12 protein-coding genes are annotated in these 14,380 nt (G+C 74.8%); 9 read left to right on the plus strand and 3 right to left on the minus strand.

Annotated features, from left to right (window positions below):
- Positions 1 to 57 precede the first annotated feature (57 nt).
- Genes ACH4K1_RS08830 through ACH4K1_RS08840 form a run of 3 tightly spaced genes read right to left on the minus strand, consistent with a single transcriptional unit; the run spans position 58 to position 2,133 of the window.
- Positions 58 to 1,032 (minus strand): aminoglycoside phosphotransferase family protein, encoded by a 975-nt coding sequence (locus ACH4K1_RS08830; RefSeq protein ID WP_398087859.1) that lies wholly within the window; start codon positions 1,030 to 1,032, stop codon positions 58 to 60.
- 31 nt (positions 1,033 to 1,063) lie between these two features.
- Entirely contained in the window at positions 1,064 to 1,582 is a 519-nt protein-coding gene (locus tag ACH4K1_RS08835) for a ferritin-like domain-containing protein (RefSeq protein ID WP_398087861.1), read from the minus strand.
- The gene (locus tag ACH4K1_RS08840; RefSeq protein ID WP_398087862.1) at positions 1,579 to 2,133 is read right to left on the minus strand and encodes a hypothetical protein; all 555 of its coding nucleotides are present in this window, start codon (positions 2,131 to 2,133) and stop codon (positions 1,579 to 1,581) included. The genes ACH4K1_RS08835 and ACH4K1_RS08840 overlap by 4 nt, the downstream gene beginning before the upstream one ends.
- A gap of 176 nt (positions 2,134 to 2,309) precedes the next feature.
- Between ACH4K1_RS08840 and rimP the strand changes: the two genes are divergently transcribed.
- The 9 genes from rimP (at position 2,310) to ACH4K1_RS08885 (ending at position 14,205) form a co-directional block, all read left to right on the plus strand.
- Positions 2,310 to 2,813: a ribosome maturation factor RimP gene (gene rimP / locus ACH4K1_RS08845; protein WP_398087864.1), complete on the plus strand. Its 504-nt coding sequence runs from the start codon at positions 2,310 to 2,312 to the stop codon at positions 2,811 to 2,813.
- 2 nt (positions 2,814 to 2,815) lie between these two features.
- The gene (nusA, locus tag ACH4K1_RS08850; RefSeq protein ID WP_228995046.1) at positions 2,816 to 3,856 is read left to right on the plus strand and encodes a transcription termination factor NusA; all 1,041 of its coding nucleotides are present in this window, start codon (positions 2,816 to 2,818) and stop codon (positions 3,854 to 3,856) included.
- 113 nt (positions 3,857 to 3,969) lie between these two features.
- Positions 3,970 to 4,257, plus strand: coding sequence for a YlxR family protein (locus tag ACH4K1_RS08855; RefSeq protein ID WP_398087865.1), 288 nt, complete (start codon positions 3,970 to 3,972; stop codon positions 4,255 to 4,257).
- A gap of 147 nt (positions 4,258 to 4,404) precedes the next feature.
- Entirely contained in the window at positions 4,405 to 7,503 is a 3,099-nt protein-coding gene (gene infB, locus ACH4K1_RS08860; protein WP_398087867.1) for a translation initiation factor IF-2, read from the plus strand.
- Positions 7,504 to 7,702: 199 nt separating this feature from the next.
- Positions 7,703 to 7,996, plus strand: coding sequence for a DUF503 domain-containing protein (locus ACH4K1_RS08865; protein WP_073771471.1), 294 nt, complete (start codon positions 7,703 to 7,705; stop codon positions 7,994 to 7,996).
- A 53-nt stretch (positions 7,997 to 8,049) separates the two neighbouring features.
- Complete coding sequence (rbfA, locus tag ACH4K1_RS08870) at positions 8,050 to 8,532, plus strand: 30S ribosome-binding factor RbfA (RefSeq protein WP_228995043.1); 483 nt, start codon at positions 8,050 to 8,052, stop codon at positions 8,530 to 8,532.
- On the plus strand, positions 8,529 to 9,428 hold the full coding sequence (gene truB, locus ACH4K1_RS08875) for a tRNA pseudouridine(55) synthase TruB (protein WP_398087869.1): 900 nt from the start codon (positions 8,529 to 8,531) through the stop codon (positions 9,426 to 9,428). Before rbfA ends, truB begins: the two co-directional genes overlap by 4 nt.
- Before the next feature lie 221 nt (positions 9,429 to 9,649).
- The gene (locus tag ACH4K1_RS08880; RefSeq protein WP_398087871.1) at positions 9,650 to 13,204 is read left to right on the plus strand and encodes a trypsin-like peptidase domain-containing protein; all 3,555 of its coding nucleotides are present in this window, start codon (positions 9,650 to 9,652) and stop codon (positions 13,202 to 13,204) included.
- A gap of 44 nt (positions 13,205 to 13,248) precedes the next feature.
- Positions 13,249 to 14,205: a bifunctional riboflavin kinase/FAD synthetase gene (locus ACH4K1_RS08885; RefSeq protein ID WP_398087873.1), complete on the plus strand. Its 957-nt coding sequence runs from the start codon at positions 13,249 to 13,251 to the stop codon at positions 14,203 to 14,205.
- The last annotated feature ends 175 nt before the right edge of the window (positions 14,206 to 14,380 follow it).

The raw sequence follows: 14,380 nt of genomic DNA on the forward strand, positions 1-14,380 counted from the left end.
GCCGTCGAAAAGGCCCCCGCGCACGGTCGCGCGGGGGCCTTCGCCCTGCCGGAAGGGCTACAGCCAGCCCGCGAACTCCAGGGTGACCTCGCCCATCCGGCGCCGCCCCTCGGCCAGCGCGCGGGTGCCCGACTCCACCGCCCGGAACAGCGTCCAGCCGTGCAGCCGCGCCTGGTCCACCTCCAGCGACTCCGCCAGCTTCTTGATCCGCCGCCGGGCCGTCACCGGGCCGCCGGGGGAGGCGATCAGATCCTCCACCCGGTCCCGCACCAGCCGGGCCAGGTCGTAGGCGCGTTCCCCGACCAAGGGCTCCGGACCCACCGTCAGCCACGGCGCCCGCTCCCCGGACAGCACCTTGCTCTGCCGGAAGTTGCCGTGCAGCAACAGGAGTTCGGACGGCCCCTCGACCAGCTCCGCGCGGGCCGCGAACGCCGCCTCCACCAGGGGCGCCAGCTCCGGATCGGCCTCGGCGGCCGCCCGCATCCCGTCGCCCTGCCGCCCGGTCCGCGCGGCCACCGTCTCGAAACCGTGCCCGGCGGGCGGCTCCACCCACAGGCGGCGCACCGTCCCCGCCGCCTCCAGCAGGGCCTTCGCCTCCGGCAGCGAACGCAGCGACACCTCGGGGTGCAGCCGCTCCAGCAGCAACACCCCGGTCGCCTCGGCCTCCGCCGCGCCGAGCCCCGGCCCCGGCGTGCCCGGCCCCGAGGCCCCGAGCCCCGCCAGCCCCGGCGCGTCCAGCGTCTTCACCGCTCCCCAGCCGTTCCAGTGCTCCAGCGCCGCCCGCTCCAGATCGGGCCGGGCGACCGGCGGAGCGATCTTCAGCGCCGCCGGGGCCCCGTCCGCCCGCCGCACCAGCACCACCAGGGAGCTGCGCCCGCCGGGAGCGGCCACCCGCTCCACGGTGAGGCCGTCCCCCGCGGTGAGCGCCCGCTCGGTCAACGCGGGGAGCCCGGCCAGCCAGTCGGCCGCCGCGGCGTCCCCGTACATCTCACCGAGCGCGCGCTCCAGGCGCCGCGGAGGTTCGAAGCCCATACGTCGTGTGTTCCCTTTCCGGTCCTTCGGATCAGCGCGGCCCGTCCGCGCCCGCCGCCTCCACCGGGGCCGTCGCGGCCGGATCCGCACCCGCGGCCCGCTCGGCGAGCCCCGGAAAGGCTACGTTGCCTCCCCGCCACCGGGCCGACCGCACCGCGGCCTCCCGCAACGCGCCCGCGGCCTCCCTGCGGCGCGGGCCCTCGCAGGCCCGCACGAGGTCGGCGTACGCCCCCGCGATCCGGTCCTCCAGCACCGCGGCCAGCCGCTCGGCCGACGCGGCGTCCACGACGGCGAAGGGCAGAGCGTACGCGGCGGCCGCCGCCACCGGCCGGCCGCCCAGGTCCCGGGCGGTGCGCGCCAGCGCGTCACGCCGCGAACGGTGCCCGTCGTACGCCGCGCGCGCCTCGGCGCCCCGCTTCCCGCCGAGGCGGCCGCCCAGCGCCCCGTACCCGTACACCGCGGCGTGCTCGGCGGCCAGCGCCGCCTGGACGGCGGTCAGTTCGGGGGAGCCGGCGTCGTCCTCGGACGGCCGGAGGGAACGGATGCTCATGCGGCTGCCTCCTCGGCCAGTTCGGTCAGCAGGTACGCGTGCGCCGCGGCGGCCGCCGCCACCGAGGCCAGGAGCCGGGCCAGCTCCGGGCCGGCCGTCAGCAGGGCCTCGGCGTGCGCGTCGGCCCGGCGGCGCTCCGCCGCCGCCAGCTCCCTGACCGCGGCCTTCGGATCGGCCGCCACCGGCCCCGGCGGCGCGGGCGGGGCGCTCTTGGCGGGCGCGCCCTCCGGCCCGTCCTGCCGCGGCTCGTCCTTCGCGCGGGGCGGCGCCAGCGCCTTCCCGTGCTCGGCCACGGCCGCCCTCAGGGGCGCCAGCCCCGCCGCCGTCGCCGGGTGCGCCTCGGCCACCAGGTCGTACCGGGCGAGCAGGAGGACGCCGTCGCGCACCGCCTTCTCCCGCAGCGCCCGCTCGGCCCTCTCCGCTCCGGAGCGCGCGGGCCCACCGTCCCCGGCCGCCTCGCCGTCGCCCCCGCAGCCGGTCAGCACCGCCCCCAGGGCGAGGGCCCCCGTCGCGGTGAGCGCCCCCCTGCGCGTCGTCCCCGTGCGCCGCACGTTTCTCCTTCGGCCCTGGACCGGTCCTGACAGGATCTGTCCTGATGTGATCACCGCACGTGAGCGTACCCGCGGTCGGCCGGCCGGCGGACGGCAACACCCCTGGCGACCGGATACCCTTTGACCTGACGCACGACGATCCCCACAACAGCACACGCGGCCGAGGAGTCACCCGGATGAGCACCACCCAGAGCGAGAGGCTGCGCGGGCTGCTGGAACCGCTCGTCAGCGCGCAGCAGCTGGACCTCGAGGAGATCGAGGTGTCCCGGGCCGGCCGCCGAGGAGTGCTGCGGATCATCGTGGACTCCGACGAGGGCGTGGAGCTGGACGCCTGCGCGGAGCTGAGCCGCGCGATCTCCCAGAAGCTGGACGAGACCGACGCGATGGGCGAGGGCGAGTACGTCCTCGAAGTCAGCTCCCCCGGCGCGGACCGCCCGCTGACCGAGCACCGCCACTACGTACGCGCCACCGGCCGGCTGGCCAGGTTCCACCTGGCCGGCGGCGGCTCCGACGAGCTGGTCGCCCGCATCCTCGCCGTGGACGAGGACGGGCTCGACCTGGAGGTCCCCGGCGTCAAGGGCCGCAAGCCCACCGCCCGCCGCCTCGCCTTCGACGAGATCGACAGGGCACGCGTGGAGATCGAATTCAACCGCAAGGACAAGAAGGAAGAGGAGGCGTAGCCGTGGACATCGATGTGAAGCTTCTGAAGGGCTTGGCGCAGGACAAGGAGATCCCCTTCGAGGTGCTCGTCGGGGCGATCGAATCGGCCCTCCTCATCGCGTACCACCGCACCGACGGCAGCCACCGCCGGGCGCGCGTGGAGCTCGACGTGAACGGCCACGTCACGGTGTGGGCCAAGGAGGACCCGGCCGACCTCGAGGAGGGCCAGGAGCCCGAGGAGTTCGACGACACCCCCTCCGGCTTCGGCCGGATCGCCGCGACCACCGCCAAGCAGGTCATCCTGCAGCGGTTGCGCGACGCCGAGGACGACAAGACCTTCGGGGAGTACGCGGGCCACGAGGGCGACGTCGTCACGGGCGTCGTCCAGCAGGGCAAGGACCCCAAGAACGTCCTGGTCGACATCGGCAAGCTGGAGGCCATCCTCCCGGTCCAGGAGCAGGTCCCGGGCGAGCAGTACACCCACGGCCTGCGCCTGCGGACGTACGTCGTCCGGGTCGCCAAGGGCGTCCGGGGCCCGTCGGTGACCCTCTCGCGCACCCACCCGAGCCTGGTGAAGAAGCTCTTCGCCCTGGAGGTCCCGGAGATCGCGGACGGTTCGGTGGTCATCGAGGCCATCGCCCGCGAGGCCGGCCACCGCACCAAGATCGCCGTGCGCTCCACCCGCTCCGGCCTGAACCCCAAGGGCGCCTGCATCGGCCCGATGGGCAGCCGGGTGCGCAACGTCATGGCCGAGCTGCACGGTGAGAAGATCGACATCGTGGACTGGTCCGACGACCCGGCCGAGATGGTCGCCAACGCCCTCTCGCCCGCCCGGGTGAGCAAGGTGGAGGTCGTCGACCTCGGCGCCCGTTCCGCCCGGGTCACCGTGCCGGACTACCAGCTGTCGCTGGCGATCGGCAAGGAGGGGCAGAACGCCCGCCTCGCCGCCCGCCTCACCGGCTGGCGGATCGACATCCGGCCGGACACCGAGACCGACGAGGAGCGGGAGAACGCGGACCGCGAGCGGGCCGAGCGGGCCCGGGAGCGCTCGGAAAGGCGTTGACCCGGAGCGGTTCCAGGGAATAGATCTGGAGTGCACGCCGCTGAGATCACGACAACATCCGTTCGATTTCTGCCCCAAAGCGGCGGGGTCGGTACGGGGAGGTAGACTTAGACGTGTCTGGCCGGACGCAAGCCCGCGCTTGCCCCGAGCGCACCTGTGTGGGGTGCCGGGAGCGAGCGGCCAAGAGCGAGCTGCTGCGCATCGTGGCGGACGAGGGCGTCTGCGCCCCTGATCCACGCGGTACGCTGCCCGGCCGGGGTGCTTACGTGCACCCCGTCTCTGTCTGTCTCGACCTGGCGGTTCGCCGCCGGGCGTTCCCCCGGGCCTTCAAGGTCAAGGGGCCGTTCGACACCGTGGCTCTGACGCGGTTCGTCGAGCGGGCGACACCGGAAGAAACGTAAGAAATGAACGGCACGGGGCCCCGTGCGGTCAGGTACCTCGCGAGTTGGAAGTAGGTCGAGATTGCGATGAGCACTCGATGAGTACGCGATGAGTACGCCCATGAAGTAGCGACGGTCCGGCGGTAACCCGGACCTAAAAGGAGCGAAGTGGCTAAGGTCCGGGTATACGAACTCGCCAAGGAGTTCGGAGTGGAGAGCAAGGTCGTCATGGCCAAGCTCCAGGAACTCGGTGAGTTCGTCCGTTCGGCGTCCTCGACGATCGAGGCGCCGGTTGTACGCAAGTTGACCGACGCACTGCAGGGGCCCGGCGGCAACGCCGGCAAGTCCGCTGCGAAGCCGGGCGCGCCCCGCAAGGCGACGCCCGCGAAGCCCGCGGCGCCCTCCCCGGCCGCCGCGGCACGTCCCGCTGCCCCCAAGCCCGGCGCACCGGCCCCCAAGCCGGCCGCCGCCGAGGCCCCGAGCAGCACCCCGGCGGCGCCCTCGCCGTCGGCGGGCCCCCGTCCGGGCCCGAAGCCTGCCCCGAAGGCCCCGGTCACCCCGGTCCCGGCCGCCGAGTTCTCGGCCCCGGCACCGGAGCGCCCGGCAGCCCCGCAGCAGCCCCAGGCCCCGCGTCCCACGGGCGCCACCCCCGGCCCCCGTCCCGCCCCGGCCCGTCCGGCTCAGGGCGGCGGTCAGCGTGACGGCGGCCAGCGTGACGGCGGCCAGCGCGGCGGCGACCGCCCCGCGCGTCCCGCCGGCCAGGGCGCCCCGCGCCCCGGCGGCGCCCGTCCGACCGGCCCCCGTCCGGGCAACAACCCCTTCACCTCCGGCGGTTCCACCGGCATGGCGCGCCCCTCGGCGCCCCGTCCCGGCGGTGCCCCGCGCCCCGGTGGCGGCCAGGAGCGCCCCGGCGCCCCGCGCCCGCAGGGCAGTGGCCCCGGCGGCGCCCCGCGCCCCCAGGGCGCCCAGGGTCAGGGCGGCGCCCGTCCCACCCCGGGCGGCATGCCCCGCCCGCAGGCTCCGCGTCCCGGCGGCGGCCCCGCCGGTAACCGTCCCAACCCGGGCATGATGCCGCAGCGTCCCGCTGCCGGCCCGCGTCCCGGTCCCGGCGGCGGCGGCCGCGGTCCCGGTGCCGGCGGTCGTCCCGGCGGTGCCGGTGGCGGTCGTCCCGGCGGCGGCGGCTTCGCGGGCCGTCCCGGTGGCGGTGGCGGCGGCTTCGCCGGCCGTCCGGCCGGTCCCGGCGGTGGCGGCGGCGGTGCCGGTCGTCCCGGTGGCGGCGGCGGCTTCGGCGGTCGTCCCGGCTTCGCCGGCCGTCCCGGTGGTCCCGGTGGCCGCGGTGGCACGCAGGGCGCCTTCGGCCGCCCCGGCGGTCCCGCGCGTCGTGGTCGCAAGTCGAAGCGGCAGAGGCGCCAGGAGTACGAGGCCATGCAGGCCCCGTCGGTCGGCGGCGTCATGCTGCCCCGCGGCAACGGACAGGCCGTCCGGCTGTCGCGCGGCGCCTCGCTCACCGACTTCGCGGAGAAGATCAACGCCAACCCGGCGTCGCTCGTCGCCGTGATGATGAACCTCGGCGAGATGGTCACGGCCACGCAGTCCGTCTCCGACGACACGCTGCGCCTCCTGGCCGAGGAGATGAACTACGTCCTGGAGATCGTCAGCCCGGAGGAGGAGGACCGCGAGCTGCTCGAGTCCTTCGACATCGAGTTCGGCGAGGACGAGGGCGGCGAAGAGGCCCTGGTCTCCCGTCCGCCGGTCGTGACCGTCATGGGTCACGTCGACCACGGTAAGACCCGGCTCCTGGACGCGATCCGCAAGACCAACGTGGTGGCGGGCGAGGCCGGCGGCATCACCCAGCACATCGGTGCCTACCAGGTCACGACCGACGTCAACGATGAAGAGCGCAGGATCACCTTCATCGACACCCCGGGCCACGAGGCGTTCACCGCCATGCGTGCCCGCGGTGCGAAGTCGACCGACATCGCGATCCTCGTGGTGGCGGCCAACGACGGTGTGATGCCCCAGACGATCGAGGCGCTGAACCACGCCAAGGCGGCCGAGGTGCCGATCGTGGTCGCGGTCAACAAGATCGACGTCGAGGGCGCCGACCCGACCAAGGTGCGCGGTCAGCTCACCGAGTTCGGTCTGGTGGCCGAGGAGTACGGCGGCGACACCATGTTCGTCGACATCTCCGCCAAGCAGGGCCTCAACATCGAGGCTCTCCTGGAGGCCGTCGTCCTCACCGCCGACGCCTCGCTCGACCTGCGGGCCAACCCCGACCAGGACGCGCAGGGCATCGCCATCGAGTCCCACCTCGACCGTGGTCGCGGTGCCGTCTCGACGGTCCTGGTCCAGCGCGGAACGCTGCGCATCGGCGACACGATGGTCGTGGGCGACGCCTACGGCCGGGTGCGCGCCATGCTCGACGACACCGGTCAGAACGTCCAGGAGGCGGGTCCCTCGACCCCCGTCCTGGTGCTCGGTCTCACCAACGTCCCGGGCGCCGGCGACAACTTCCTGGTCGTCGACGAGGACCGTACGGCCCGTCAGATCGCCGAGAAGCGCGCCGCCCGTGAGCGCAACGCCAACTTCGCCCGCAAGGGCGTCCGGTTCTCCCTGGAGAACCTGGACGAGGCGCTCAAGGCCGGTCTGGTCCAGGAACTCAACCTCATCATCAAGGGCGACGCGTCCGGTTCGGTGGAGGCTCTCGAGTCCTCGCTGCTCCAGCTCGACGTCGGCGAAGAGGTCGACATCCGGGTCCTGCACCGCGGTGTGGGTGCGGTCACCGAGTCGGACATCAACCTGGCGACGGGTTCCGACGCCATCGTGATCGGCTTCAACGTGCGCGCCGCGGGGCGCGCCGAGCAGATGGCCGAGCGCGAGGGCGTGGACGTCCGGTACTACTCGGTCATCTACCAGGCGATCGAAGAGATCGAAGCGGCCCTCAAGGGCATGCTCAAGCCGGAGTACGAAGAGGTCGAGCTCGGCACGGCGGAGATCCGCGAGATCTTCCGCTCGTCCAAGCTGGGCAACATCGCCGGTGTGCTGGTCCGCTCCGGCGAGGTCAAGCGCAACACCAAGGCGCGCCTGCTGCGCGATGGCAAGGTCATCGCGGAGAACCTCAACATCTCCGGTCTGCGCCGCTTCAAGGACGACGTCACCGAGATCCGCGAAGGCTTCGAGGGCGGTATCAACCTCGGAAACTTCAACGACATCAAGATCGACGACGTCATCGCGACGTACGAGATGCGCGAGAAGCCGCGAGGCTGATCCACCTCGGGTCCGCGAGGATCCGCAGGGAAGTCGGAAGGGCTCCGCGAGGCGACTCGCGGAGCCCCTCCACCGAGGTCGGGGCCGGTCGACGGGTCGTATTTCCGTCGATCGGCTCCGGCCGTTCCGGTACGGTTCTGATGTCCCCGGCAAGCTCTGGCGGGGCGCGAACCCGAACCGGCGGGACATCCGGACACACATGTATGTGGGGACCTTGTCCTTCGATCTGCTCCTCGGCGACGTACGGTCGTTGAAGGAGAAGCGTTCCGTCGTCCGCCCGATCGTCGCCGAGCTCCAGCGCAAGTACGCGGTGAGTGCGGCCGAGACCGGCGGGCAGAATCTCCACCGCAGGGCCGAGATCGGCCTTGCCGTGGTCTCCGGTGACACCGGACACCTCACGGACGTGCTGGACCGCTGCGAGCGGCTGGTCGCGGCGCGCCCCGAGGTGGAGCTGCTGTCGGTGAGACGGCGGCTGCACAGTGACGAAGACTGACACGTGACGAAGACTGACAGTCGAGCGAAACCAGAAGGAAGAGTGACGGACCGGTGACCGACAACGCGCGGGCCCGCAAGCTGGCCGATCGCATCCAGGTCGTGGTCGCGGAGACCCTGGACCGGCGAATCAAGGATCCGCGGCTGGGATTCGTGACGATCACGGACGCCCGGGTCACCGGAGACCTGCGGGAGGCCACGGTCTTCTACACGGTCTACGGCGACGACGAGGAGCGCGCGGCCTCCGCCGCGGCGCTGGAGAGCGCCAAGGGCGTCCTCCGCTCCGAGGTCGGGCGGCAGACCGGGGTCCGGTTCACGCCGACCCTGGCCTTCGTGCCGGACGCCCTCCCGGACAACGCCCGCACCATCGAGGACCTCCTCGACAAGGCGCGGGCCAAGGACGCGGAGGTGCGCCAGGTGTCCACGGGCGCCACGTACGCCGGCGAGGCCGACCCGTACCGCAAGCCCGAGGACGAGGACGACGAGGCGGAGACCCCCCGCTCGACCGACGAGAACGAGGGCCCCGCCTCCGCATGACCGAGCAGACCACCACGCCGGACGGCCTTGTCATCGTCGACAAGCCGTCCGGCTTCACTTCGCACGACGTCGTCGCCAAGATGCGCGGCATCGCCCGCACACGACGCGTCGGCCACGCCGGCACGCTGGACCCGATGGCGACCGGCGTCCTCGTCCTCGGCGTCCAGCGGGCAACCAAGCTGCTGGGCCACCTCGCCCTGACCGAGAAGGAGTACCTCGGCACGATCCGGCTCGGCCAGGACACCGTGACCGACGACGCCGAGGGCGAGATCACCTCGTCCACCGACGCCTCCGGCGTGACCCGCGAGGGCATCGACGCCGGGGTGGCCGCGCTGACCGGCGCGATCATGCAGGTGCCCTCCAAGGTCAGCGCCATCAAGATCGACGGCAAGCGGTCCTACGCGCGGGTGCGCGGCGGCGAGGAGTTCGAGATCCCGGCCCGCCCGGTGACCGTCTCCTCCTTCCGCGTCTACGACGTCCGCGAGGCCGTCGCCGAGGACGGCACCCCCGTGCTCGACCTGGTCGTCTCCGTGGTCTGCTCCTCGGGGACGTACATCCGCGCCCTCGCCCGCGACCTGGGCGCCGGGCTCGGCGTCGGCGGCCACCTGACCGCGCTGCGCCGCACCCGGGTCGGCCCGTACGGGCTGGACGCGGCCCGGACGCTCGACCAGCACCAGGAGGAGCTGGCCGTGATGCCGGTCGCCCGGGCGGCCGACGCGGCCTTCCCCCGCTGGGACGTGGACGACAGGCGCGCCAAGCTGCTCCTCAACGGCGTACGGCTGGACATGCCCGCCCACCCGCCGGGGCCGGTCGCGGTCTTCGGGCCGGACGGTGCGTTCCTCGTGCTCGTCGAGGAGGAGAAGGGCAAGGCCAAGAGCCTCGCCGTCTTCGCCTGAGCCGGGTCGCACGACCGGCCTCCCCCCCCATGCGTGGAGCGGGCACCCCTGCCCCCACCCGGTGCCCGCTCCACGTTCCCCTCCCCGGCACCATTCCTGCTCCCCGGGGGACACGCTTATTCACCCCAACGGACGGGCGCTCGGAGTGAATGCCGGGGGCGCGAGGGGCGCTTTCCCCGTCCGCGCGCTCCGTGGGACCACCGGCGGCCTACCGTCGACCCATGGGCAGTGGGAACCGGTCGAAACTGGTGAGCATCTGTGATCAGGCCGGCCGGCCGCGCGGGACGGGATTCGTCGCGGACGACCGCGGCACCGTCGTCACCGCCCACCAGGCCGTCACCTCCCCGGGCCCGCTCCTCCTCCACGGAACCGACGGCCGCACCTGTTCCGTCGCCCCCGAGGACATCACCGCGCTGCCCGCCCTCGGCCTCGCCCTGCTGCGCACCGGCGGCCCCGACGCCCTGGGCGCGGAACCCCTGCCCATCGCCGGGCGGGACCGCCCCGAACCCGGCGGTTACGTGGACATCGCCGCCCACGGACGGCGGGAGGCGCGGGTGCTCGGCGCCACCCCGGCCACCTACACCGCCCCGGACGGCGCCGGCCACCCGGTCCCCGCCGCCCTGGAGCTGGCCCTCGGCACCGACGGCCGCGACGCCCTGCGCTCGGGGGGCGCGGCCATCGGCGGCCCCGTCACCGACCCGGCCACCGGCGCGGTTCTCGGCGTCCTGTGCACCGCCCTCACCGCCGCGCACCAGGCGGCCGGACTCGCCCTGCCGATCGCCCGGGGCGCGGACGACGCGCTCGACGCCCTGCTGCGGCGCAACGCCGCCGTCGCCCCCTGCTACGGCCCCCACCTCAACCTCGCCGGGGCCCTCCAGCTCACCGCCACGTCGGTCGGCTCGGCGGACGGCCCCAAGGCCCGTATCGCGCCGGTCGAGCGGGAGGACGTCCACGCCGAGCTGGCCGCGTTCGCCTCCGGTACGGCCCCGGTCCTGGGCCTCGTCGGCGCTCCCGGCACGGGCCGCACCACCGAGCTGGCCGCCCTCGCCGCCCGCCGCGCGGACGGGGGCGCACCCGCCCCGACGCTCTGGCTGCGCGGGGCGGACCTGCTGGCCGACGACGTCTCGATCGCGGACGCGGCACAGCGGGCGCTCGTCCGCTCCGGCCGGATCGTCACCGCCGGGGGCGCCCGCGGCGAGATGGGCACGGCCACCCCCGAGCGCGTCGCCCGGCTCGCCGCCGACGCCGGGCACCCGCTCCTGGTGGTCCTGGACAGCCCCGAGGAGATGGAGCCGCTGCTGGCCCACCGGCTCCCCGAGTGGACGGCCGCCACCGCGGCCTGGCTGCGCGAGCGGGGTGTCCGGCTCGTCGTCGCCTGCCGCCCCGAGCATTGGGAGACCGCGGGCGGCCTCTATCCGCCGGGGGCCCTGCACCGCCCGCGCCGCCCCGCCCGCCGGCTGCCGCCCGCCCTGCGCCTGGGCGACCTCACCCCCGAGCAGGCGGAGCGGGCCAAGGAGGCGTACGGCATCCCGCCCACCGCCCTGGCCCCCGGCCACGACCGCCACCCGCTCACCCTGCGCCTCCTCGCCGAGGTCCGCGCCGCCCTGCCGCCCGGGGTGCCGGGCCGTCCGGACACCGAGGACGTCTTCGGCGCCCACCTGGACCTGCTGTGCGTGCGCGCCGCGGTCCGGATCGCGGCCGCCGCCGACGAGCAGCCCCGGGGCGCGGACGTGCGCCGGCTGGCCGCCCGGGTCGCGGGCCAGGTCCACGAGGCGGCCCGCCGCTGCCTGGGCCCCGGCCAGGGCGAGCTGGACCGGGCGGCGTTCGAGGAGATCTTCCCCTGGCGTACCGGGTGGGCGTCCGCCGTGCTGACCGAGGGCCTGCTCGTCCCCGCCGGGGCCGGCTACCGCTTCGCCCACGAGGAGCTGGGCGACTGGGTGCAGGGCGCCCACCTCGACCTGGACGCGGCCCTGGGCTCCCTGGTCCACCGCTGGCACCGGGGGAGCGCCGCGCAGGACCGGGCGGCCCCCCGCCCCCACGACGCGGACGACCCCCGCAGCCTGCCCGTGCCCCGGCACCGCATCGGGCCGGTGATCCAGGCGATGGTGCTCCTCGGCCGCCGCCAGGGCGCCGCCGCCCTCGCGCACCGGATGGCCGACCTCATCGAGGCCCTGGACCGGCTCCGGAGCGACGCGGGCCCGCAGGACGAGGACGCCGCCTGGTGGGCGGCCCATCTCCTGGGCGGCAGCCTGCTCCGGGTCGCCGACGCCCGCCCGTACCTGGGCGTCCTGCGGGTCCTCGCCGGACGCATCACGCGCTGCTCCGCCGCCCCCGGCGGACCCGGGGGCCTCGGGGCGTACGGGGAGTTCGGTCCCTGGTTCTGGCGGCGGCTGCGGCTGCCCGAGGAGGACCGGATCGACCTGCTCCGCCGCCTCGTACCCGTCGACGGCCTGCCCCGCACCGACGGCGACGAACGCTATCTGGACGCCGTCGCCCACCGGCTCGCCCTCGACGCCCCCGCCGTGCAGCCGCTGCTGTGCCGCTGGTTCACCGACGAACGCCCGCTGCTCGCGGGCCCCGACGCACCGGACGCACCGCAGCGCCCCACGGTCGCCGCCGCGGCCCAGGCCCTCCTCCACGCCCGCCGCGGCCTCGCCCTCGACGAGCTGGCCGACGCGCTGATCGCCACTCCGCACCAGCGGGCCGGAGAGCTGCTCGCCGCCCTCGCGGACGATGAACCCACCGCGCTCTGCCGGGCCGTCGAGCGCTGGGCCCGCGACGAGGACCGCCCGGCCCGCCGGTCCGCCGCCGCCCGCTACGCCGGGCTCCTCCAGCAGCACGTCACCGCCGAGGACGACCGGGCCCTGCTGCGCGGCGCCGCCGAGACCCTGCTGGGACGTCCGGAGGACGCCGAGCTCCACGCCGCCGCCCGCGCCCTGCTCCTCCGCGACCCGGAGTCCCGGGGCCGCCACCTCCCGGACACCCTGCGCGCCTTCGCCACCGGAGACCCCCGCATCCCCGTCGAACTCCTCGCCGAGGTGTTCCCGGGCCACCCGGAGCCCGTCCTCGCCGCCCTCCGCGCCCGCCTCGCCCGCCCCGGCGAGGGCGGGGCGGCGGTGCTGCGGGCCCTCGCCGGCCTCGACACGCCCGCACTCGCGCTGCACGTCGCCGGACTGGTACGGGAGTACATCGACGCCCACCCCGACGACGGCACGCACGCCGCCGAGTACGTCGACCTCCGGCTGGAGCACGGCCCGGCGGCCCGTGCCCTGCTGCTGCCGCTGGTGACCGGCCTGCTGCGCGACCGCCCCGCACCGCCCCCGGTCCGCGCCGGGCTGGCCCGGGTCCTCGCCGGGCCCGGGAGCCCGGACTCCCGGCCGCTGCGGGCCGAACTGCTGGAGGTCCTGCTGGAGTTCGAGCAGACCACCGGCCGGGATCCGGACGTGCTGGAGGCCCTGCTCCGGGCCGCCGCCGAAGGCTCGCGGCGTCGCCCGGAGGTCCGTACGCGCGCCCTCGTCCACCGCACCGGGATGCTGCTGGTCCGCACCCCCGAGGGCGCCGCCCGCTTCGACCGGGGGCTGGTCGACAGCGCCCGTGACGTGCCCGGTTTCGCCGCCCTCCTCAGCCGCTGGCTGGCCGAAGCCCCCGAGGAGTGGGCGGCGGTGGTCGGCCCGAGCGCCCGCCGGGCGCTCGCGTCGTCGAAGACCTCACCTCCGCCGATCCCGATGCCGATGCAGGCGGCGGGACGTGAGCATGGCAGTCTTAGACCTGCGTAATCGACTAACGACACGTACACGGGTTCGGGCGAGGAGCGGTCACAGTGCAGCGCTGGCGTGGCTTGGAGGACATCCCCCAGGACTGGGGACGCAGCGTCGTCACCATCGGCTCCTACGACGGTGTGCACCGCGGACACCAGTTGATCATCGGACGGGCCGTCGAGCGCGCCCGTGAGCTGGGCATCCCGTCCGTCGTCGTCACCTTCGACCCCCACCCCAGCGAGGTCGTCCGCCCCGGCAGCCATCCGCCGCTGCTCGCCCCGCACCACCGCCGCGCCGAGCTGATGGCGGAGCTGGGCGTGGACGCGGTGCTGGTCCTGCCGTTCACCGCCGAGTTCTCCAAGCTGGCGCCCGCCGACTTCATCGCGAAGGTCCTCGTCGACCGGCTCCACGCGAAGACCGTCATCGAGGGCCCCAACTTCCGCTTCGGCCACAAGGCCGCCGGCGACGTCGAACTGCTGACCGAGCTGGGCGCCGCCTACGACTACACCGTCGAGGTCATCGACCTGTACGTCACCGGGGAGGCGGGCGGCGGGCTGCCGTTCTCCTCCACGCTGACCCGCCGGCTGATCGCGGAGGGCGACGTCACCGGGGCCGCCGAGATCCTGGGCCGTCCGCACCGGGTCGAGGGCATCGTGGTGCGCGGCGCCCAGCGCGGTCGCGAACTGGGCTTCCCCACGGCCAACGTCGAGACCCTGCCGCACACCGCGATCCCCGCCGACGGCGTCTACGCCGGCTGGCTGGAGGTGGACGGCGAGTCGATGCCCGCCGCGATCTCGGTCGGCACCAACCCGCAGTTCGACGGCGTCGAGCGGACCGTCGAGGCGTACGCCATCGACCGGGTGGACCTGGACCTGTACGGGATGCACGCGGCCATCGACTTCCTCGCCTACGTCCGCGGCATGCTGAAGTTCGACTCGATCGACGACCTCCTCGTCGCGATGGCCGCGGACGTGAAGCGGTGCGGCGAGCTGATCGCGGCGTACGACCGGACCCGCTGACACCGCGCCGCGCCCCGCCGACGGGCCCCGGCCCCGGAGACGTACGCCGGGAGGCGGCGGTCTCCACGGCGGCCGGGACCGTCCAGCACCGGCCGGGGCGGCACGGGCCGGCCGGGGGGAGGGATCGTCCGGGACCGATGAGTTGCGGGCCGTCCCGAGGTCATCACCGGGAAGC

Source organism: Streptomyces sp. NPDC017448 (assembly GCF_044330565.1).
GTDB lineage: Bacteria > Actinomycetota > Actinomycetes > Streptomycetales > Streptomycetaceae > Streptomyces.